Raw genomic sequence first — 20,900 nt, 5'->3', positions numbered from 1 at the left:
TTCTCCCGAACATCGTGGAGGCACCGCCAGTGCGAGGAGGTCCGCCGGTGATCCACGAGGTCGACGAGGCGCTGCGCCGGCTGGTGAAGGACGAGGCGCTGCGGGGCAGCGAGGTCGACGTCGCCTTCGACGCGCCCACCAAGGACTGGGCCGCCCGGCGGAACGCTCCGACGGTGAACATCTACCTCTACGACGTGCGCGAGGACATGCGGCGCCGGTCGCGCGGGCTGCTCAACGAATACGACCAGCGCGGCGAGGTCGCCGCGCGGCACCTGCCGCCCAAGCACGTCAAGCTGTCCTACCTGGTCACCGCCTGGACCCAGCGGCCGGAGGACGAGCACCGGGTGCTGTCGGACCTGCTGCTCGGCCTGCTGCGCCACGAAGCCGTACCTCCCGAGGTGCTGACCGGGTCGCTGGCCGAGATGGGCCTGCCGGTGCCGATGACCGTCGCGCTGCCGCCGCCGGAGGACCGCGCGTTCGCCGACGTGTGGACCGCGCTGGGCGGCGAACTGAAGCCGTCGCTGGACGTCGTCGTCTCCGCGCCGATCCACAGCGGACGCGTCTACCCGGCCGGGCCGCCCGCCAAGGAAGGCCTCAAACTCGACACCGGCGGCGGTGATCTGCTCGGGCACCACGTGGTCGAGACCGGGGCCGTCGAAGGACAGCGCCGGGTCGCGATGGCGCGCACCCACCGGAAGACCCGGTGAGCCTGGAGTACCTGTTCGAGCGGCTGGCCCGGCTCGAACAGCGCATCCGTGACGCCGTCGACAGCCGCCGCGCGGCCGATCCGAACCCCGACGACCCCTTCCGCGGCCTCTACCTCTCCAACGAGACGATCGACGCGCTGCTGGAGGGGCTCCGCGAGCCGTTCACCCCGTTCACCGACTCCGCTCCGGAGGGCAGGCTGCGCCAGCTCGCCGAACGCGCCGGGCTCACCGGCGTCGACGTCGAACTGCTGCTGGTCGCGCTGGCTCCCGACCTGGACAGCCGGTTCGAGCAGTTCTACGGCTACCTCAACGACGACGTGACCCGCCGCCGGGCCAGCGCCGGGCTGGCGCTGCGCCTGTGCGGCATCCCCGAGGCGTCGGCCGCCGGCCGCGCCCGGCTCGACGCCGACTCGCCGCTGGTCACCTGCGGCCTGCTCGCCGTCGGCGAGGACGAACGGCCGTTCCTCTCGCGCACGCTGCGCGTCCCGGACCGGGTGGTCAACCACCTGCTCGGCGACGACCGGCTCGCGCCCGAGCTCGCCGGCTGCGCGCACCTGGGCACCGAGCTCGTCGAGGTCCCGGGCCGCGAGCGGCTCGCCCGCGCGCTCCGCGGCGGGGTCGGGCTGGTCTACCTGAAGGAACAGCCCGGCGGTGGTGCCGAAGAGCTCGGCGTCGGCGCGCTGGCCGCGGCCGGCCACCCGGCACTGGTGGTGGACGCGGCGCGCTGGCAGGCCGAGCCCGGCCGCGCCGAGCTCACCGCTTCCCTGCGGCGGGAGGCGCTGCTGCGCGGCGCCGGGATCGTGCTGGGCCCGGTGGAGGACCCGCGGCTGGAGGAGCTGGCGCACCCGGCGATCCCGCTGGTGGCCCACGGCACCGGCGCCTGGGACCCGCGCTGGAGCGCGACGCCGCCGTTGCAGCTCGACGCGTTGCCGCTGCCGGGTGCCGACCGCGCGGAACTCTGGCGCAGCCGCCTCGACGGCCGGCTCGCCCCGGGCGTCGACCCGGGCGAGGCGACCGCGCACTTCGTGCTGGGGCCCGGGCAGATCGCCCGCGCGGCGAAGGCCGCGTCGGTGACCGCGCTGGCCGACGACGGACTGGTCCGCACCGACCACGTCCGCGCGGGCGCGCGCAGCCAGAACGCCGCCGGCCTGCAACGGCTCGCGCGGCGGATCGAACCGGTCGTCGGCTGGGCCGACCTGGTGCTGCCGGCCGGTGTGCTGTCCCTGCTGGACGAGCTCGCGGCGCGGGCGCGCTACCGCGACCAGGTGCTCGACGAGTGGCGGATGCGCCCGGGTGGCGGCCGCGGCCGGGGCGTGACCGGGCTGTTTGCGGGGGATTCGGGCACCGGGAAGACGATGTCGGCCGAGGTCATCGCGGCGTCGCTGGGGCTGGACCTCTACACGGTGAACCTGGCGACCGTGGTCGACAAGTACGTCGGCGAGACGGAGAAGAACCTGGAGCGGATCTTCACCGAGGCGTCCGGGGTCAACGGCGTCCTGCTGTTCGACGAGGCGGACGCGATCTTCGGCAAGCGGTCGGAGGTCCGCGACGCGCACGACCGGTACGCCAACATCGAAAGCGCGTACCTGCTGCAGCGGATGGAGACCTTCGACGGGATCGCGGTGCTGGCGACGAACCTGCGGGCGAACCTCGACGAGGCGTTCACGCGCCGGCTCGACGTGATCGTGGACTTCCCGCTGCCGGACGTCGAGCTCCGCCACCGGCTGTGGGACCGCTGCCTGGGCGCGCGGATGCCTCGGGGCGCCGACCTGGACCTGGGGTTCCTCGCCGAGGCGTTCGAGCTGGCGGGCGGCCACATCCGCTCGGCCGCGGTCACCGGCGCGTACCTGGCGGCCGAGGCGGGCCGCCCGGTGGGCATGGGCGACCTGGTCGGCGCGGTCGCGCGTGAGTACCGCAAGCTGGGCAGGCTCTGCCTGGACCGCGAGTTCGGCCCCTACCTGGCGATGGTGACGGAGGGCTGAGCTGCCCGCAGGGGCAGGTTTCGCTGCCCGTCCGGACGGGCAGCGCAGTCTGGCGTTCGGTGCCGCGGCAGGGCAAGCTTTACGGGCGGTGGAGGGAGCGAACATGCGCGGGCACAGCCATGACAACGACTTCGACCCGACCCTGCGGCCGAAGGGTGACCGCATCGAGCGGGAGGACCACGACCTCCTGGGCCGCGCGGCCGCGGCGGGCCGCACCGACGTCCTGGGGCCGGCGGGCATGCTGGGCCTGCAGCGAGCGGTGGGCAACGCGGGGACGGCGTCCCTGGTGGAGGAGGAGCGCTCGCCGGTCCACGACGTGGTCGGTTCGGGCGGTGGAGCGCCTCTGGACACGGCGACGCGCGCGGACATGGAGTCGCGCTTCGGGGCCGATTTCTCGGACGTGCGGGTGCACACCGACGGGGCGGCGCACGATTCGGCGAAGTCGGTGAACGCGCAGGCCTACACGGTGGGGTCGAACATCGTTTTCCAGCGGGACAAGTTCGACCCGGCTTCGGACGCGGGGAAGCACATGCTGGCGCATGAGCTGACGCATGTCGTGCAGCAGCGGAGCGGGCCGGTGGACGGGACCGACGCCGGGGGCGGGGTCAAGGTTTCGGATCCTTCGGACCGGTTCGAGCGTGAGGCTGTGGCGAACGCGGATCGGCTGATGTCGGCACCTGCGCCTGCTGTTGCCGGGGCCGCGGTTCAGCGGTGCGAGGATGGTGGGCACTCTTCTTCGGAGGATTCTGCGGCTGTTCAGCGGGAGGAAGCTCCTGCGGCTGAAGAGGGCGAAGAGGAGAAGATGGCGCAGACCTTCGTGCAGCGTGAGGAAGAGGGCGAAGAAGAGGTCTGAACCACAAGGGCGCTTCGGGTCGACGACAGGATGGAGCGCACGCCCTCGGCTGAGAGGTTCACTTTGCGGGATCCGTCCTTCCGCAAGGATTCTCGGTGAACTTCTGTCGCGGTGTCGGGAGCTTTCTGTTTCCGGCGCCGAGTTCTGGTCTTTCTTCTTCCCCTTGAGCCTCTCTTGCCCGCCTTCACGCGCGCTCGCGTGGCGCGTTGTCCCGCGCCGTCGGCATGGGTTCACTGTCGGCCGCGCCGGGCCGATTGCCGACGACCGGACGGGCAGGCGCGGCCGCCCGTCCGGGCAGTTGCCTTTAAGGGCAGAGATCGGTTCCCGCGGGCCTAGCCGCACGGTCGTTCCGCGGAGAAGGCCCTGGCAGCAGCATCGCCGGGGACAAGACTTGTGCGTCGACAAGGGAGGCAACGCATGCCCACCTATCTCACGCCGGGGGTGTACGTCGAGGAGATCGAGGCGGGCGCACGGCCGATCGAGGGCGTGGGCACCGCGGTCGCCGCCTTCGTCGGCTTCGCGGCGGACGGTCCCTTCAACACCCCGACGCTGGTGTCCAACTGGGGCCAGTTCACGCAGACCTTCGGCGACTTCATCGAAGGCTGCTACCTGGCCCAGTCGGTCTACGGCTACTTCCTCAACGGGGGCACCAACTGCTACATCGTCCGCATCGGCGGCTCGCGCGCCAAGGACAACGGCGCCGCGCCGAAGCAGCTCACCGCGCGCCAGGCCGTCCTGGGCGGTTACCGCTTCGTCGCGAAGGAACTGCCGGAGGGCAAACCGGCCGGTGAGATCACCGTCGAGGTGGCCGACCCGACCGGGGAAAACCCGGCCGAAGACCGGTTCACCGTGGTGGTCAAGCAGGACGGCAAGGTCGTCGAAACGCACAACGTGACGACCAAGCGCACCAAGGAGAACGTCGTCACCGCGGTGCGGGAGAAGTCGAACCTCATCACCATCGAAGAGGTCGCCGCCGGCGGCGCGGTCACCAAGCCCGACAAGGGCACCGCGGTGCTTTCGGCGCCGCCGAAGGAGGCCGGCGCGCCGCCGGTCCCGGGCCGGGTGGCGGCGAACGACTACGTCGGCGACGTCGCCGACCGGACCGGGTTCGGCGGCCTGGAGGCGATCGACGAGATCACCATGGTCGCCGCGCCGGACCTGATGGCCGCCTACCAGCGCGACCTGATCGACCTCGACACCGTCAAGGCCGTGCAGCTGGCGATGATCGCCCACTGCGAGCTGATGGGCGACCGGATGGCGATCATCGACCCGCCGCCCGCGCTCAACCCCCAGGAAGTCCGCAGCTGGCGGATGGACGGGGCCGGCTACGACTCGAAGTACGCCGCGCTCTACTACCCGTGGGTGCAGGTCCTCGACCCCGCCTCGGGCACGAACACGTTCATCCCGCCGAGCGGCCACATGGCCGGCGTGTGGGCCCGCACCGACGCCACCCGCGGCGTCCACAAGGCCCCGGCCAACGAGGTCGTCCGCGGCGCGCTCGCGCTGGAGACGCACCTGACCAAGGCGGAGCAGGAACTGCTCAACCCGATCGGCGTCAACTGCGTGCGGTCGTTCTCCGGCAAGGGCATCCGGGTCTGGGGCGCGCGGACGCTCTCGAGCGACCCGGCGTGGCGCTACCTGAACGTCCGGCGCCTGTTCAACTACCTCGAGGAGTCGATCCTCAACGGCACCCAGTGGGTCGTGTTCGAGCCGAACGACGACGCGCTGTGGGCCCGGATCCGGCGCACGATCAGCGCGTTCCTGGTGATGGAGTGGCGCAAGGGCGCGCTGTTCGGGCTCACGCCGGACGAGGCCTTCTTCGTCAAGTGCGACCGCGAGACCAACCCCGCCGAGGGCATCGACCTCGGCCAGGTGATCTGCGAAGTCGGCATCGCCCCGGTGAAACCGGCGGAGTTCGTGATCTTCCGGCTGGCCCAGATGTCCGGCGGCACCAGCCTCGTCAACGAGTGATGAAGGGACTCCACCATGGCACTTCCCGATCTTGACAAGGCTGTCGGCCACTCCTTCGGGCTCGAGATCGACGGCGTCCAGATCAAGCAGATCTCCGAGGTCTCCGGCCTCAAGATGGAGCAGGACGTCATCGAGCTCAAGCAGAACACCGTCGACGGCAAGTACGTCATCAAGAAGCTGCCCGGCCGCCCCAAGGCGGGCGAGGTCACGCTGACCCGCGGCCTCACCGAGGACAACAGCTTCGAAAAGTGGGTCAAGGACGCCCACTTCGGCAAGATGGCGACCGCCCGCAAGGGCGGCGCGATCATCGTCTACGACTACGAGGGCACCGCGCTCAAACGCTACAAGCTCACCAACGCCTGGCCGAAGAGCCTGGAGATCGGCTCGCTGAAGGCCGGCGACACGAGCGTGCTCACCGAGAAGCTCGTCATCACCTACGAGCAGATGGAAGTCGAGTGAGCCGATGCGCAGGGTGATGGCGTCGGCCCCGGTCGAGGAAGCCCCCGCCGCGACGGCGGGGGAGCCCCGGGCGGAACGGCCGAAGCTGCGGACGGAGTTCGCGTTCGAGCTCCCGCGCGGGTACGTCGACGACGAGGGCAAGGTGCACCACTCCGGGGTGATGCGCCTGGCCACCGCGCGCGACGAGCTGATCCCGCTGCGGGACGACCGGGTGCGCGAGAACTCGGCGTTCCTCACGGTGGTGCTGCTGGCCCGGGTGGTCACCCGGATCGGCGACATCACCGACGTGCACGCGGGGATCATCGAGAACCTGTTCGCCTCCGACCTGGCGTTCCTGCAGGACATGTACCGCCGCGTCAACAGCGAGGGCCACACCAGGGCGGGCGTCGCCTGCCCGGAGTGCGGCCACAGCTTCGTCGTCGACGTCGCCGGTGGCCGCCTGGGGGAATCGTGACGTACGCGGCCGACCGGCTGCACGAGGAAGTCGCGTACGTCGCCTACCACCTGCACTGGTCCCTCGACGACATCCTCGACCTCGAACACCCCGACCGGTTGACCTACGTCGCCGAGATCGCCCGGATCAACACCCGGATGAGCCAGGGACGGTGACGCACGATGTGGTTCCGCCGGAAGGAGACGAGCCCGCCGCCCGCGCCCGCACCTGAGCCGGCCGCGCTGCCGGTGACGCGCGGGGAGTGGCGGAGCGTGGCGCCGATCCGGCGCGTGCTGGCCGAGCACCCGCTGGTCAACCCGGTGCAGCGGTTCAGCTCGACGCTGACGTCCTGGCAGAGCCCCGGCTACCTCGAGCCGCTCGGGCACCGCGTGGGCCCGGCCGAGCCCGCGGGCGTCATCGGCGACCTCGTGCGCCCGGCCGTGCCGGTGGCGGCGCCCGGGCCGGCGGTGCAGCGGGTGCTCTCCCCGGCGGGGGAGAGCACCTTCGCGGACCTGCCGCTGGTGCTGCCCGCCGTCGCGGCACCCGCGGCCGGGCCGCTGCTGACGTCGGCAGGAAGCACGGTCACCCCGCCGGTGCGGACGCTCCAGGCGATCGCGGAGCCGTCCCCTGTGGACACTCCGGCGGCCGCGGAGACGCCGGTGGTGCCGCTGGTGGCACCCGAACCGCCGGCCGCCGCCGAGCCGGCGCCGGTCGAGCCGGCGCGGCCGGAGCTGCCCCTCGTCCAGCGGACCGAGCAGGCGGTGCCGCGGCGGCTGGGGCTCGGCGCGCCGATGCAGCCTTCGCTTCCGGTCTCGCGCCTCGAGGATTCGCCCGGCTCGCCGGTCGGTTCTTCGGTGATGCCGCCCACCGGTTCGCCGCCGGTGAACAGCTTCCGCCCGCTCGCCACCACGGAGCCGCCCGGGACACCGGGCGGCTCGACGAACGTTTCCACGCCGTTGCCGGAGACTCGTGTGGGGGAGGGTTCATCCCTCCGGGGCGAGGTTTCGGGACTCCCTGTCGCGTCGACGGCTCGGGAGCCGGGCGTGGCGGTGTCACGGGCGGTCGAGAGCCCGGATTCTTCGCCGGTGGTCTCGCGGGTGGTCGAAGGCTCCGGTCGCCCGGCGGCGCAGGAGCCGCCGTTGCCGATCTCGCGGGCCGTCGAGGGGCCGCTTCCGGTGGCGTCGACGGCGGCCGAGTCTCGGGTGGCCGCGCACCCGCCGGCTTCGGCCGCGGGGGAGTCTTCACTGGTGGTCTCGCGGGCCGTTGAGACGCCCTCGGTCGCATCTCGGGCGGTGGAGAGCCCGACGGCGGGCGAGTCTCGGCCGGTGGTGTCGCGGATGGCGGAGATCCCGGTGCTGCCGGTGGCGGGGCAGTCGCCGTTGGCGGCTTCGCGGGCGGTCGAGGCTCCGGTGGTGCCGGCTGCGTTGAGGGCTTCGCGCGCGGGCGAGGGTGCGGTGGTGCCGACTGCGGGTGACGCTGCGTTGGGGATCTCGCGGGCGGTTGAGGGTGCGGGGGAGCCTCTGCTGGCAGGCTCGCGGGCTGCTGATGCTCCGGTGGTGCCGACCGCGGGCGAATCTCCGTTGGTGGTCTCGCGGGCGGTGGAGCACCCGGTGGTGCCTACTGCGGGCGAGCTTGGGGGCTCGCGGGTGGTTGAGACTCCGGTCGTGTCGACGGTGGGCGAGTCCCCATTGGGGGCCTTGCCGGCTGTTGAGAGCTCGGCGATGCCGTCTGCGGGCGAGCTTGAGGTCTCGCGGGCTGCCGAGGCTCCGGTCTTGCCGACCGCGGGGGTGCCTTCTCTGGTGGTCTCGCGGGCGGTTGAGGCTCCGGTGGTGCCGACCGCGGGGAAGCCTTCTCTGGTTGTTTCGCGGGCGGCTGAGGCTCCGGTCGCGCCGCCTGCGGGGGAGTCTCCGCGGGTGGTTGCGCACCCGGTGTTGCCGACTGCGGGCGACTCTTCTCTGGTGGTCTCGCGGGCAGTTGAGGCTCCGGTGGTGCCGACCGCGGGCGATTCTCCGTTGGCGGTCTCGCGGGTGGTCGAAACTCCGCTGCCGGTCTTGCCTGCGGTCGAGACCCCGTTGGCGACATCGGAAAACTCGCTGTCGGTCGGTTCGCGGGCGACCGAGCACCCGGTGGCGCCGACCGTGGCGCAGGCTCCGCTGCCGGTCTCGCGGGCAGCCGAATCCTCCCAGATGCCCCCGGCTGCGGGATCACTGGTGTCCGAGGCGGCCGGCAACGCACCGCTTCCGGTCGCCAGGGTGGTGGAGGAGCCTCCGGCGACGCGAGCGAGCGGGACTTCGGCGCTCCCCGTGGCGCAGACGTCTTCGATGCCGGCGGCCGCTTCCGGGCCGTCCGTCGCGCGAGGGCCGGCGCTTCCCGTGCTGCGGATCGCCGAGACCCAGGCCGACCCCGGGGCACGAGTGACCGTACGATCGCCGCTTCCGGTGCTTCCGATCGCTCGAGCGGTCGAAGACCCGCCCGCAGGAGCGGCACGGGATGCTTCGCTGCCGATCGCAGGCACTCTCGAAGGCTCGCCCCTGCTCCCCGTCGCACGGGCCGACGAGGCTCCCGGTCGGGCGCTGCCGGTGCTGGCCCCCGGAATCGCGAATCGCACGGTTCAAGACTCCGCGACCCCGGGGCGCGCCGCCGAAGGCTCCTCGGTCGCGGGAGAACAGACGTTTCCGGTGGCCGGAGCCACCACACCGCCGCTCCTGGTCGCGCGAGCGATCGACGCCCCGGGACTCCCGGTGGCCCACCCCGCCGGAAGCTCGGAAACCGCCGTGTCGCCGCTCCCGGTCGCGCGGGCGATCGACGGCCTGGCCACCCCGGCCTCACGCACCCCCGGAGCCGCGGCGCCCGGCGAAACACCCGCGAGCCTGCCGGTCGCGAGGATCGCCGACCACGGCATCGACCACAGCCCGGACCACGGCACCGACCGGGTCCAACCGTCCACACCGGCGCCCGTGCCCGGTCCCACGTTCACCACCGTCGTCCAGCGCGACCCGGAGCCCGTGGCCGCACCCGCGCCGGCCGCGGCGCCGGCGCAGCCGGAAACCGAAGAGCTCGTCAAGAAGCTCTTCGACCCGCTGCTGCGGCGCCTCAAGACCGAACTCCGTCTCGACCGTGAGCGCCGGGGCGCGCTCACCGACCGCCCGCACTGAAGGAGGAGCCGATGCCGGACACCGAAGAGGCCGTTGCCGTGTGTTACGTCGTCAAGCTGGACGACAAGAACCTCGGCAACCTCGGCGCGTTCTCCAGCTGTGACGGCCTCGGCTGCGAATTCGTCATGGAACAGCGGGAAGAGGGCGGCAACAACGGGATGGTCTGGCAGCTGCCGACCCGGATCAAGTACTCGAACATCAAGCTCTCGCGCCCGGTCACCGAGGCCAGCTCGCAGATCACCAAGTGGTTCGCCAGCCTGGCCAGCGGGATCGAACGCAAGACCGCCACCATCGAGGCGCGCACCCTCGAAGGCAAGGTGATCGCCAGCTGGGCGCTCGAAGGCGTCGTCCCGGTGCGGTGGAGCGGGCCGCAGCTCTCGCCCGACTCGCCGAAGGTCGCCACCGAGACCCTCGAACTGGCCCACCACGGCTTCCTCAGCCCGGCGAAGCGGGGTTGACGCCCATGTCCTCGCCCGTCACCTTCACCTCGGCCGGCTCCCAGCCGCCGGCCGCCTACGGCTCCGGGGCGCCGGCGCCCAGCAACCTGCAGCGCGCGGTGCTCAAGGTCCACAAGCCGCCGCAGTCGGGCGGTACCGGGCAGCCGCCCGGCGACTGGCTGTTCGACATCGAATTCCAGTTCAACCCCAAGGAACTCTCGCTGAGCAAGAACGCCAAATGGGGCCGCGACGCGCAGCCGAACGCCAAGAAGAGCGCGCCGCCGCAGTTCAAGGGGTCCGATCCGGCCAAGCTGGCGCTCGAAATGTTCCTCGACGCCACCAACAAGATGGACGACTCCGTCGTCAAGACGGTCGAGAAGCTGTTCTCCTGCTGCGTGGCCACCGAGGACAGCCGTCAGCACAAGAAACCCTCCCCACCGTGGGTGATCTTCAAGTGGGGCGGCATGACCGGCTTCCCCGCCTACGTCTCCAGCGTCACCGCGAAGTACACGCTGTTCACGCCGTCGGGGACGCCGGTCCGCGCGGTCTGCACGATCAACCTCGAAGAGATCTCCGGCGAGCTGGGCGGCCAGAACCCGACCTCCGGCGCGCTGGCGGCCCGGGACACGCACGTGCTCGTCGCCGGGGACTCCCTGCCTTCGGTGGCCTTCCGCGCCTACGGCGACGCCGGGCGGTGGCGCGCCATCGCCGACGCCAACGACATCGACGACCCGATGCGGCTGCGGCCCGGCACCCGGCTCCTGGTGCCCGCGCTGGAGGAGCTCGATGGCTAACGAGACCTTCACGAACACCCTGATGGTCGAGGTCGAGGGCACCGCGCTGCCCGACGACGTCAAGGTGATGCTCGGCTACGCCTACGTCGACGACAGCCGGAACCTGCCGGACACCTTCGTGCTGCGGTTCCGCGACCCCGGGACCGTCGTGCTGGAGAAGGGCAAGTTCAAGGTCGGGGCCAAGATCAAGCTCAAGGTCCAGACGTCCGACCCGGAAGCTCCGCAGGACCTGCTCTCGGGCGAGGTCACCGCGGTCGCGATCGACCTGGACGCGCACGGCACGTTCACCGAGGTCCGCGGGTACGACCACGCGCACCGGCTGTTCCGCGGCCGCCGGGTCGCGGCCTACCCGAACATGACCATCGCCGACATCGTGCGCAAGGTCGCCCAGCGCGCGAACATCCAGGTCGGCAAGATCGACAACGTCAAGGGCTTCGGCGGCCGGCCGAACACCCAGCTGAGCCAGGACAACGTCAGCGACTGGGAGTTCCTGTCCCGGCTGGCCGACGTGGTGGGCGCGCAGATCGCCGTGCGCGACGGGAAGCTGAACTTCGAGCTCCCGGAGAAGCCCTCCGGCGCGCCCTCGACCAGCACCAAGGCCACCGCCGACCCGCTCGTCCTCGAGGCACACGGGACACTGGTCAGCCTGCGCGCCAGCGTCACCGCGGCCGAGCAGGTCCCCGAAGTGCGGGTCAACGGCTGGGACTACGAGAACAAGCAGCCGATCAGCGCCACCGCGACCCCGAAGAACGCGGGCACGGACGTGCCGTCGGTGGACCCGGTGGCGCTGGCCGGCAAGTTCGCCGGCCCGCCCTTCCTCGACGCCGCGGCGCCGCGGCGCACCCAGGGCGAGGCGGACGCGACCGCGAAGGCACTCGCCGAGAGGTTCGGCAGTGCCTGCACCGAACTCGACGGCGTCGCCAAGGGCAACCCGAAGCTGCGGGCCGGCACCGCCGTCACGCTCACCGGCGTCGGCCAGCCCTTCGCGGGCAAGTACACGCTGACCAGCACGCGGCACCTGTTCAACGACGAGGTCGGCTACACGACGGAGTTCGCCGTGTCCGGGCGCCAGGAACGCTCGCTCTACGGCCTGGTCGCCGGTGGCGCGAGGACCTCCACGTGGCCGGGAGTCGTGCCCGCGCAGGTGACCGACCTCAAGGACCCGGCGAAGCTCGGCCGGGTCAAGCTCACGTTCCCCTGGCTGGACAAGGACTTCTCCAGCACCTGGGCCCGCACGGTCCAGCCGGGCGCGGGCAAGGACCGGGGCGCCGTGGTGCTGCCCGAGGTCGGCGACGAGGTCCTGGTGGGCTTCGAGCACGGCGACTTCGAAGCGCCCTACGTCCTGGGCGGCCTCTACAACAACAAGGACACCTCGCCGTCGAAGTTCACCAAGCCCGTCGTCGACGGCAACAGCGGGGAGGTCGCGCTGCGCGGGTTCGTCTCGCGGAAGGGCCACAAGCTCGAGTTCGCCGAGGACGACGGGATCATCCTGTCTTCCGGCGACGCGAAGTTCGTGGTCAAGATCGACCAGAAGAACCAGGTCATCGAGGTGACCAGCGGCAAGAGCGTCACGGTGAAGGCCCAGAACGGCGTGAGCATCGACGCCGGCACCGGGCCGCTGGAGCTCAAGGGCCAGAAGGTGACGGTGAAGTCCCAGACCGACGCCAGCGTCGAGGCGGGAGCGCAGCTGAAGCTGAACGGCACGGCCGGCGCGAAACTCGAAGGCGCCACCGTGTCGGTCGCCGGCCAGGGCCAGACGGAGCTGACCGCCAGCGGTGTCGTCACCGTGCGCGGCAGCGTGGTCAAGATCAACTGACGGGGGAGTGCGCATGCCACCAGCCGCGAGGGTCGGCGACCCGACCGGGCACCCGGGCGTCATCGCCGGGCCCGGGGTGCCGACCGTGCTGATCGGCGGGATGCCCGCCGCCAACGTCGGGACGCTGCACACGTGCTCGTTCCCGCCGCCCGCGGTGCACCCGCCGACGCCGATCGCGCCGCCGGGCTGCCCGACCGTGCTCATCGGCGGCATGCCCGCGGCCCGGATGGGCGACATGGCCGCCTGCGGCGCGCCGATCGTCATGGGCTGCCCGACCGTCATGATCGGAGGCTGACGTGGACTTCCTCGGCCGGGGACTGGCGTTCCCGCTGCACACCGACGCGACGGGCTCGATCGCGCTGGTGGGCGGCGAACGCGAGGTCGTCGAGAGCATCCGGCTGATCCTGGCCACCTCGCCCGGCGAACGCCCGATGCGCCCCGAGTTCGGCTGCGCGGTGCACGACCTCGTGTTCGCGCCCGCCGACGCGGCGACCGCCGGGCAGATCGCCTACGAGGTCCGGGTCTCGCTGGAGCGCTGGGAGCCGCGGATCACCCTCGACGACGTCGTCGTCAGCTTCGACGAGGCCGACCGCGGCACCCTGCTGATCGACATCCGCTACCGGCTGCGCGGCACCAACGACCCGCGCAACCTCGTCTTCCCGTTCTACGTCATCCCGCCGCACGACTCGGGCGAGGAGGGTGCGTGATGTCCCTGCCGATGCCCAACCTCGACGACCGCCGGTTCCAGGACCTGGTCGACGAAGCCAAGTACCTGGTCCAGCGCAACTGTCCGGAGTGGACCGACCACAACGTCTCCGACCCCGGCGTCACGCTGATCGAGACCTTCGCGCAGATGGTCGACCAGCTGCTCTACCGGCTCAACCGGGTGCCCGAAGCGCACTACCTGCGTTTCCTCGACCTGATCGGCGTCCGGCTGTTCCCGCCCGCCGCGGCGCGGACCGACGTCACGTTCTGGCTCTCGGCCGCGCGTGACGTCCCGGTGGTCGTCGCGGCGGGCAAGCAGGTCGCGAGCGTGCGCAACGAGGTCGAGGACCCGGTGGTCTTCACCGTGGAGCGCACCCTGAACATCGTGCCGTGCTCGCTCGCGCACCTGGCGACCAGCACGGCCGACACCGGCCTGCCCCCGGTCGACCGCACCGACGAACTGCTCGTCGGCGGCGGCCCGGCGGCCTTCTCCGAAACCCCGGCCCCCGGCGACGCGGTCCTCTTCGGACTGTCGGATGCCGTGCCCGGCTGCGCGGTGCTGCTGCGGCTGAACTGCGAGGTCGAAGGCCAGGGCGTCGACCCCCGCGACCCGCCGTGGCTGTGGGAGGCCTGGGACGGCACCGGCTGGGCGGCCTGCGAGGTCGACCGGGACAGCACCGGCGCGTTCAACCGGGCCGGCGACATCGTGGTGCACGTCCCGCACGGGCACACGGTGTCGATGCTCGCGCGCCGGCGGGCCGGCTGGCTGCGCTGCCGGCTGGTGGAGGCCAAGCAGAACCAGCCGTTCTACCAGCGTTCGCCGCGGCTGCACACGGCCGAGGCCTCGACCATCGGCGGCACGGTCGCCGCCGTGCACGCCGAAATCGTCCGCAACGAGATCGTCGGGACCTCCGACGGCACCCCCGGCCAGCGGTTCCCGCTCGGCCGGCCCCCGGTGGTCGTCGGGGAAGGGGAACTCGTCGTCGAGGTGTCGGGTCCGGACGGCTGGCAGCAGTGGACGGAGGTCCGCTCCTTCGCCGACTCCGGCCCGGACGACCGGCACGTCATGCTCGACCGGGTCGGTGGGCAGGTCGAGTTCGGCCCCGCGGTGCGCCAGCCCGAGGGCGGCCTCCGGTTCTACGGGGCCTTCCCGCCCAAGTCCGCCGCGATCCGGGTGCCCGAGTACCGGTCCGGGGGCGGGCGGCGGGGCAACGTCGCCCGTGAGGTCCTCGAGGTGCAGCGGGACCCGATCCCGTTCGTCAGCAGCGTGGTGAACCGCCGTCCCGCGATCGGCGGGGTGGACGGCGAATCGGTGCGGGACGCGGCGGTCCGCGGCCCGCTGCTGCTGCGCACCCGCGACCGCGCGGTCACCGCCGAGGACTACGAGCAGCTCGCGCGCGAAGCGGCGCCGGAAGCGGCCCGGGTGCGGTGCATCCCGGCGCACGGCCCCGACGGCCGCGAGACCGGCGCGATCCGCGTCCTCGTCGTGCCGGCGGTGCCCGACACCGGCGAACTGGCCTTCGCGACCCTGATGCTCGAAGCCGGCATGCGCGCCCGGATCGAGCGCCACCTCGGCGAACGACGCTGCGTGGGCGCGCTCGTGTCCGTGGAACCGCCGTTCTACCAGGGCGTCACGGTGGTCGCCCGGCTCCGCGCGCGGCGCCGGACGACGGCGGGCACGCTGGGCGCCCGGGCGAGCCAGGCCCTGTACGACTACTTCAACCCGATCAGCGGCGGCCCGGACGGCGACGGCTGGCCGTTCGGCCGCCCGGTGCAGTCGGGCGAGGTGTTCGCGGTGCTGCAACGGCTTCCCGGCGTCGAGCTGGTGGAGGACGTACGCCTGTTCGCGGCCAACCCGATCACCCGCGAACGCGGCGAACAGGTCGACCGGCTCGACCTGCCGCCCAACGCGCTCGCGTTCTCGTTCGGGCACCAGGTCCGGGTCCGGGAGGCGGGCGCATGAGGGTGGGGATCCCGGGGCTGCCGAGCCCGCACCCGATCGGCGAGCAGCTGCCCGCGGTGTACGCCGAGGACCGGTTCGTGCAGGGCTTCACCGGCGCGCTCGACGAGGTGCTCGCCCCGGTCATCTCCACCCTGGACAACCTGCCGGGCTACCTCGACCCGGGCCTGGCGCCCGCCGACTTCCTCGGCTGGCTGGCCCACTGGGTCGCCCTGCGCGTCGACGAGAGCTGGAGCCCGGAGCAGCTGCGGCAGCTCGTCACGCGCTCGGTCGAGCTGCACCGGTGGCGCGGCACGCGGCGCGGCCTCACCGAACACGTGCGGCTGCTGACCGGCGGCGCGGTCGAGGTGACCGACAGCGGTGGCGTCGTCGCCGACCCGCAGCCCGGCGCCCCGCTGCCGGACCCGGGACCGCCGTGGGTACAGGTGCGCGTGCGGGTGCCCGACCCGGCCCGGGTCGACGTGCGCCGGCTGACGGCGACGGTCGTGGATGCGGTGCCCGCCCACGTGCGGGTCACGGTGGAAGTGCTGGAGGGCTAGCGGATGGTCATCTACGCGGAGTGCGGGCACCAGGGGCCCGCCGACGTCGAGTTCTGCGGCGAATGCGGCCGCTACCTGAAGTGGGACGACGACGGCCCGGTCGCCGTGAAGTCACCGCCGGTGGTGCACCAGCAGCAGGTGGTGCAGCCCGCCGAGCCGATCGCCCCGGTCCGGCAGCCGGTGCAGCAGACCGTCGAGGAGCAGGTGCTCAACCCCGGCGACCTGATCTGCGGCCGGTGCGGCAAGGGCAACGCGCCGAGCCGGAACTTCTGCAGCCGCTGCGGCGCGTCGCTGGCCGAGTCCGAGGTCGTGACGACGTCGTGGTGGCGGCGGCTGTTCGGCCGCAAGCCGAAGGAGCACAAGGCGGGGGCGAGGCCGGGCAAGGACGGCGTCCGCCGCCGGACCGGCCGGGCCGGTGCCGCGCGCCGGACCGTGGGCAAGGTGATCCGCCGGGCCGTCGCGGTGACGCTCATCTTCTCGGCGCTGATCTACGCGCTGTACCAGCCGTTCCGCAGCGCGATCAACACCGCGGCGGTCGGCCTGTGGAACCAGGTGACCGGCGTCTTCGAGGCCAAGCTCAACCCGGTCCACCCGGTCAAGGTGACCGCGACCGGGCAGACGGACGGACACTCGGCGCCGCTGGTCACCGACAACGCCAAGAACACGTTCTGGGCGGCGCCGGGCGACAAGGAACAGACACTGGTGTTCACCTTCGACCACGCGGCGGACCTGCGGAAGGCGTTCGTGTACTCCGGTGACGCGGCGAACTTCCCCGCCCAGCACCGGCCGGCGAAGCTGCACCTGGTGTTCTCCACCGGCAAGACCTACGACATGGCGCTGGCCGACACGCCGGACGCCCAGGAAGTCCCGATCGAAAACAGCGAAGGTGCCACCAGCGTCGAGCTGCACGTGGCCGGGCTGTACCGCTCGCTCGACGGCACGGACGTCGCGATCTCCGAGATCGAACTGTTCGAAGCCGGCTGAGCCACCGAAAGTCTGTTGGGGAGGAACCGACCATGCGCGCGAACCGAGCGGTGGCGGGTATCGCGGTCGTCGCGTTGCTCGGCGGCTGGGCGATCACCGGAGCGCTCTCGCCGACCGCGGCGCAGGCGCCGGTACCGGTGGCTGCGCCCTACCGCGTCGGGTACGTCAGCGAGGACGCCACCGGCCTGTACCAGGCGGACGCGGAAGGCGTGCGGCCCGCGCTGCCGGCCGCGGTGGGCAGCGTCGACTCCGACGCCTCCGCGGGGGCCGGCGGCATCGTCTGGGTGAGCCACCGCGCCGCGGCCGCCGGTGGCGCCGAGCGCGACGGCGAGCTGTTCTACCTCGGCGACGGTGAGAAGGAGCCGGCGCCGCTGCAGCTGACGAACGACGACGCCGTCGACCTCCACCCGGCGTTGTCGCCGGACGGCCAGACGGTCGCGTTCGCCTCCGAACGCACCGGCACCCGGAAGCTCTTCGTGATCGGCGTGAACGGCCGCGGCCTCCGTCAGGTGACGACAGGGCCGGCCGTCGACGACTCCCCGAGCTGGTCGCCCGACGGCACCCGCCTGGCGTTCAGCAGCACCCGCGACGACCCGGCAGGCGACATCTACACCGTCCCGGTCGACGGCGGCACGCCGACGCGGCTGACCGCCGACCCGGCCGCCGACACCCAGCCCGCGTGGGGCAAGGGGCGGATCGCCTTCACCACGACCCGCTTCACCCCGGCCGGCGACGTCGCGCTGATGGCCGAAACCGGCGGCGCGGTCACCCGCGCGATCCCCGACCCCGGGGACTCCTCCGAGCCCGCGTGGTCGCCCGACGGGGCCCGGCTGGCCTTCACGACCCACGCGCCGGACCGGCTCGGCGACGTCAAGGAGCTCGTGGACGGCAAGGTCTCGGTCATCTCGGCGCTGGAGGGCATCGGCGAGACCGAGCCGGCGTTCCGCCTGGACGGCCGCCCGGTGTTCACCGAGCTGCGGGCGAGCGGCTCCACCGACATCTGGAGCGCGGACGCGACCGGCGGCGACCGCCGGGACATCACGAACCGGCCGGGCGCCGACGAGTTCGACCCCGCCTTCTCCGCCGACGGCTCGCAGCTGGCCTACACCCAGGCCGGCCCCGGCGAGTCGTCGCAGACCGAGGTCGTCGTGGCGAACGCCGACGGCGGCGCGCCCCGCCCGCTGACCGGCCGGGTGGACCGGACCAAGCACGAGCAGCACCCGGCCTGGTCGCCCGACGCCACGATGATCGCGTTCACCAACACCGCGATCGAGGGGGAGAGCAGCCGGGACTTCGTGCGGATCGCCCGCGTCGCGGACGGCCGGATCCTCGGCGACATCCCCATCCCGCCGAACCTGCGCGGCGAGGACTCCCAGCCGGTGTGGTCCGCCGACGGCACGAAGATCACGCTCACCCGGGCCGCCTCCCGGGTCGTCCCACCGCCGCCGGGGCGGGTGCAGCCGACGGTGGTCGACATCCCGGTCGGGCAGGGCTCCTCGGCGGCGATCCCCAAGACCGTGCCGACCGACAAGGTGCCCGCCAAGCCGGACATCGTGCTGCTGATGGACCAGACCAGTTCGATGGGGACCGCCCTGAAGAACATGCAGGACAACCTGACCGAGGTCATGAAGACCATCAGCACGGCACAGCCGGAGGCCCAGTACGCCGCCGTGGCGTTCGGCGACCGCAAGGACCCGGCCGACGCCAACAACCCCCACGGTCGGCTGTTCCAGGTGCAGCAGGACCTCACGAAGAACCAGGCCGACATCACGAAAGCCTTCGAGAAGATCACGCCCGCCGACGGTGACGACATCCCGGAGGACTGGATCTACGCCCTGGACCGCGTCGCCACCGGTGCCATCAGCTTCCGGCCGGACAGCAGCAAGATCATCGTGCTGGTCGGCGACGCGCCCAGTCACGACCCGAGCGGCGACCCGGATCCGACGAAGGGCGTGACCCTCGCCCAGGCGATCGGACACCTGACCGGGCAGGGCATCCGGGTGGTCGCGGTGTCGGCCAGGGTCGCCGGCGGCCTGGACAGCGACCCGGCCCACCAGGCCACCCAGGTGGTGACCGCGACCGACGGCGTCATCGCGAGCACCGATCCGGGCAACATCAGCGCCGTGATCACCGAGAAGATCGGTGACCTGAAGGTGAAGGTGCAGCCGGTGCCGTTCTGCGACCGGGGGCTGACCCTGACGTTCACCCCCGAAGGGACCCAGCAGGTGCCGGGCGGGACGAACGCGAACTTCACCGAGTTCGCGAACGTGGCGGCGGACGCGCCTCTCGGTGCGTTCCTGCACTGCCGGGTGGAGTTCCGGATCGACGGCGAGGAATTCGTCCGGGCCGGCTACACCGAGGACGTCACCGTCCGGGTCAAGGACCCGCGGCTGCCCCTGATCACCGTGCACGACAAGACCGTCACCGGGACCGCGCCCACGGTCGTCGAATACTCCGCGACCGCGGTCGACGCCGACCGCGAAACGAAACTCACGCCGTTCTGCACGCCGTCGTCCGGCAGCCTCTTCCCGGTCGGGGCCACCACGGTGACCTGCACGGCGACCGGGCGGGGCGGCACGGCCACCGAGACCGCCGTGATCTCCGTCGACCCCGGCGGGGAATTCCGGCAGGAGCTCTGGCAGGTTTCGCTCGCGGTGACGCCGGACAGCGTCGTCGCCGGCACCCAGCGGGATCTCTCGCCGTCGTTCGGCACGCCGTGCGGCGCCGGACGGCAGGGCTCGGCGGACGTCTCGCCGGACGGCACCGCGCTCGTGTTCCAGAACGACCGCCGTCAGCTCTGCGTCGCCCGCGCCGACGGCGGTCCCGCGCGGGTCCTGGTGCAGGACACCGGATCGGTGGACGATCCGGCCTGGTCGCCGGACGGCACACTGGTCGCCTTCGACAGCACGTCCGGCGAATCCCGGCCGGGCATCCGCACCGTGCCGGCGGCCGGGGGACCCTCGACCGTGCTGATCGCCGCTCCGGGCGGGGCGTCGCAGCCGGCGTTCCAGCGGATCGCCGACGTGCGCGTGACCGCCACCGCCGTCCCGCCCGCCATTCCGTTCGGCGGCCTCACGACGTTCGAGTTCGTGGTGACCAACCACGGCGCCACCGCGGCGCCCGGCGTCGGCCTGTTCGTCCGGCTGACCGCCGGGCTGCAGCAGCCGCAGGCGCCGATCACCAGCGTGGGTACCTGCACGCCCGACCTCGTCTGCACCTTCGGCACGCTCGCCCCGGGCGCGCAGGCGCGGGTGCGGTTCACCGCCACCGGCGCCGAACCCGGGGCACAGGCCGCGACCGGCACCGTCACCACGGCCGGCGCGGACGCCGACGTGCGCGACAATTCCGCCGCGGCCGTGGTCACCGTCGGCGAGAAGCCGGTGCCGCCGGTCACGCCGGGGTCGCTCTCGGTCGGGCTGGCGGTCTCGGCGGTGCCGCTGTTCGTCGGCGGCGACGACGTCGTGCTGACCTTCCTGGTGCACAACGGTTCCGGGGCGCCGATGCCGGACGTCCGCCTGGTCACCCAGCTGCCACCGCAGCTGCCCGCGACCGCCGTGTCGACGGGGTGCACGCCGGGCGGCGGCAGCTGCGCGCTCGGGACGCTGGCGCCGGGCCAGACCGTCGAGGTCCGGATCGCCCTGGCGGCCAAGGCCGCGGCGGACGCCCCGGTGGCGGGCACGGTGAGCACGAGCGGGCCCGACAACAACCCGGGCGACAACACCGCCGCGGCCCGGGTGGTGATCCGCCGGCCGGTGGTGACCGTCGACCCGGGCATCGCCCCGCTGGGCACCGTCGCGCGGGTGACGGGCACGGACTTCCCGCCGGGCGCGACCGTCCAGCTGGGCTGGTCGGCCGGGATCTCCGAGACACCGGGCCTGACCACCGTCGGCGTCGACGGGAAGTTCGAGGCGCAGTTCCTGGTCTTCCACCACGACCTGATCGGGCCGCGGACGGTGTCGGTGGCTTCGGCGAGCGGCCCGAAGTTCGGGACCGTGCCGTCGAACCCGATCCTGGTGGTCCTGCGCACCGAGCAACCCCCGTTCATCAGCCGCGGCTGAGCCGCACCCGAACCCGCTGCCCGTAGGGGCAACCACCGGCGCACGGC

18 protein-coding genes are annotated in these 20,900 nt (G+C 72.5%); 17 read left to right on the top strand and 1 reads right to left on the bottom strand.

The window, feature by feature from the left end; translation table 11 throughout:
* The first annotated feature begins 47 nt into the window (after positions 1-47).
* The 7 genes from ACWEGE_RS02135 (at position 48) to ACWEGE_RS02105 (ending at position 6,581) form a co-directional block, all read left to right on the top strand.
* Positions 48-707, top strand: coding sequence for a DUF4255 domain-containing protein (locus ACWEGE_RS02135; protein WP_449658610.1), 660 nt, complete (start codon positions 48-50; stop codon positions 705-707).
* On the top strand, positions 704-2,689 hold the full coding sequence (locus tag ACWEGE_RS02130; protein WP_449658609.1) for an ATP-binding protein: 1,986 nt from the start codon (positions 704-706) through the stop codon (positions 2,687-2,689). Before ACWEGE_RS02135 ends, ACWEGE_RS02130 begins: the two co-directional genes overlap by 4 nt.
* A gap of 103 nt (positions 2,690-2,792) precedes the next feature.
* A complete protein-coding gene (locus ACWEGE_RS02125; protein WP_449658608.1) occupies positions 2,793-3,542 on the top strand; it encodes an eCIS core domain-containing protein in 750 nt (249 codons plus the stop codon).
* Positions 3,543-3,959: 417 nt separating this feature from the next.
* Entirely contained in the window at positions 3,960-5,513 is a 1,554-nt protein-coding gene (locus tag ACWEGE_RS02120; RefSeq protein ID WP_449658607.1) for a phage tail sheath family protein, read from the top strand.
* 15 nt (positions 5,514-5,528) lie between these two features.
* Entirely contained in the window at positions 5,529-5,972 is a 444-nt protein-coding gene (locus tag ACWEGE_RS02115) for a phage tail protein (RefSeq protein ID WP_091311556.1), read from the top strand.
* 4 nt (positions 5,973-5,976) lie between these two features.
* Positions 5,977-6,426, top strand: coding sequence for a hypothetical protein (locus ACWEGE_RS02110; protein WP_449658606.1), 450 nt, complete (start codon positions 5,977-5,979; stop codon positions 6,424-6,426).
* Positions 6,423-6,581 carry a DUF6760 family protein gene (locus tag ACWEGE_RS02105; RefSeq protein ID WP_003098516.1) on the top strand — a complete coding sequence of 53 codons (159 nt, stop codon included), beginning with the start codon at positions 6,423-6,425 and terminating at the stop codon, positions 6,579-6,581. Before ACWEGE_RS02110 ends, ACWEGE_RS02105 begins: the two co-directional genes overlap by 4 nt.
* 188 nt (positions 6,582-6,769) lie before the next feature.
* Here the strand turns inward: ACWEGE_RS02105 and ACWEGE_RS02100 are convergent, their stop codons facing one another.
* A complete protein-coding gene (locus ACWEGE_RS02100; RefSeq protein WP_449658605.1) occupies positions 6,770-7,357 on the bottom strand; it encodes a hypothetical protein in 588 nt (195 codons plus the stop codon).
* A gap of 1,822 nt (positions 7,358-9,179) precedes the next feature.
* Between ACWEGE_RS02100 and ACWEGE_RS02095 the strand changes: the two genes are divergently transcribed.
* Genes ACWEGE_RS02095 through ACWEGE_RS02050 form a run of 10 tightly spaced genes read left to right on the top strand, consistent with a single transcriptional unit; the run spans position 9,180 to position 20,853 of the window.
* Entirely contained in the window at positions 9,180-9,560 is a 381-nt protein-coding gene (locus ACWEGE_RS02095) for a hypothetical protein (protein ID WP_449658604.1), read from the top strand.
* Between the two features lie 11 nt (positions 9,561-9,571).
* Complete coding sequence (locus ACWEGE_RS02090; protein WP_285992000.1) at positions 9,572-10,018, top strand: phage tail protein; 447 nt, start codon at positions 9,572-9,574, stop codon at positions 10,016-10,018.
* A 5-nt stretch (positions 10,019-10,023) separates the two neighbouring features.
* Entirely contained in the window at positions 10,024-10,791 is a 768-nt protein-coding gene (locus tag ACWEGE_RS02085) for a CIS tube protein (protein ID WP_449658603.1), read from the top strand.
* On the top strand, positions 10,784-12,607 hold the full coding sequence (locus ACWEGE_RS02080; protein WP_449658602.1) for a VgrG-related protein: 1,824 nt from the start codon (positions 10,784-10,786) through the stop codon (positions 12,605-12,607). Before ACWEGE_RS02085 ends, ACWEGE_RS02080 begins: the two co-directional genes overlap by 8 nt.
* Positions 12,608-12,620: 13 nt before the next feature.
* Positions 12,621-12,902, top strand: coding sequence for a PAAR domain-containing protein (locus ACWEGE_RS02075; RefSeq protein WP_091311569.1), 282 nt, complete (start codon positions 12,621-12,623; stop codon positions 12,900-12,902).
* 1 nt (position 12,903) lies between these two features.
* Positions 12,904-13,314 carry a GPW/gp25 family protein gene (locus ACWEGE_RS02070; RefSeq protein ID WP_449658601.1) on the top strand — a complete coding sequence of 137 codons (411 nt, stop codon included), beginning with the start codon at positions 12,904-12,906 and terminating at the stop codon, positions 13,312-13,314.
* Complete coding sequence (locus ACWEGE_RS02065) at positions 13,314-15,275, top strand: putative baseplate assembly protein (RefSeq protein ID WP_449658600.1); 1,962 nt, start codon at positions 13,314-13,316, stop codon at positions 15,273-15,275. The genes ACWEGE_RS02070 and ACWEGE_RS02065 overlap by 1 nt, the downstream gene beginning before the upstream one ends.
* Positions 15,272-15,811 (top strand): phage tail protein, encoded by a 540-nt coding sequence (locus ACWEGE_RS02060; protein ID WP_449658599.1) that lies wholly within the window; start codon positions 15,272-15,274, stop codon positions 15,809-15,811. Before ACWEGE_RS02065 ends, ACWEGE_RS02060 begins: the two co-directional genes overlap by 4 nt.
* 3 nt (positions 15,812-15,814) lie before the next feature.
* Positions 15,815-16,795 (top strand): zinc ribbon domain-containing protein, encoded by a 981-nt coding sequence (locus ACWEGE_RS02055; protein ID WP_449658598.1) that lies wholly within the window; start codon positions 15,815-15,817, stop codon positions 16,793-16,795.
* A 32-nt stretch (positions 16,796-16,827) separates the two neighbouring features.
* A complete protein-coding gene (locus ACWEGE_RS02050; protein ID WP_449658597.1) occupies positions 16,828-20,853 on the top strand; it encodes a VWA domain-containing protein in 4,026 nt (1,341 codons plus the stop codon).
* The last annotated feature ends 47 nt before the right edge of the window (positions 20,854-20,900 follow it).

The organism is Amycolatopsis sp. NPDC004747, assembly GCF_053601335.1.
Note: the sequence above shows the minus strand (reverse complement) of the source record. Positions and strands in the feature narration are given on the sequence as shown.

Coding starts and splice junctions, on each gene's coding strand:
- ACWEGE_RS02085 (WP_449658603.1), top strand. CDS start 10,024: ATGTCCTCGCCCGTCACCTTCACCTCGGCCGGCTCCCAGCCGCCGGCC.
- ACWEGE_RS02055 (WP_449658598.1), top strand. CDS start 15,815: ATGGTCATCTACGCGGAGTGCGGGCACCAGGGGCCCGCCGACGTCGAG.
- ACWEGE_RS02090 (WP_285992000.1), top strand. CDS start 9,572: ATGCCGGACACCGAAGAGGCCGTTGCCGTGTGTTACGTCGTCAAGCTG.
- ACWEGE_RS02060 (WP_449658599.1), top strand. CDS start 15,272: ATGAGGGTGGGGATCCCGGGGCTGCCGAGCCCGCACCCGATCGGCGAG.
- ACWEGE_RS02075 (WP_091311569.1), top strand. CDS start 12,621: ATGCCACCAGCCGCGAGGGTCGGCGACCCGACCGGGCACCCGGGCGTC.
- ACWEGE_RS02065 (WP_449658600.1), top strand. CDS start 13,314: ATGTCCCTGCCGATGCCCAACCTCGACGACCGCCGGTTCCAGGACCTG.
- ACWEGE_RS02050 (WP_449658597.1), top strand. CDS start 16,828: ATGCGCGCGAACCGAGCGGTGGCGGGTATCGCGGTCGTCGCGTTGCTC.
- ACWEGE_RS02110 (WP_449658606.1), top strand. CDS start 5,977: ATGCGCAGGGTGATGGCGTCGGCCCCGGTCGAGGAAGCCCCCGCCGCG.
- ACWEGE_RS02125 (WP_449658608.1), top strand. CDS start 2,793: ATGCGCGGGCACAGCCATGACAACGACTTCGACCCGACCCTGCGGCCG.
- ACWEGE_RS02115 (WP_091311556.1), top strand. CDS start 5,529: ATGGCACTTCCCGATCTTGACAAGGCTGTCGGCCACTCCTTCGGGCTC.
- ACWEGE_RS02080 (WP_449658602.1), top strand. CDS start 10,784: ATGGCTAACGAGACCTTCACGAACACCCTGATGGTCGAGGTCGAGGGC.
- ACWEGE_RS02120 (WP_449658607.1), top strand. CDS start 3,960: ATGCCCACCTATCTCACGCCGGGGGTGTACGTCGAGGAGATCGAGGCG.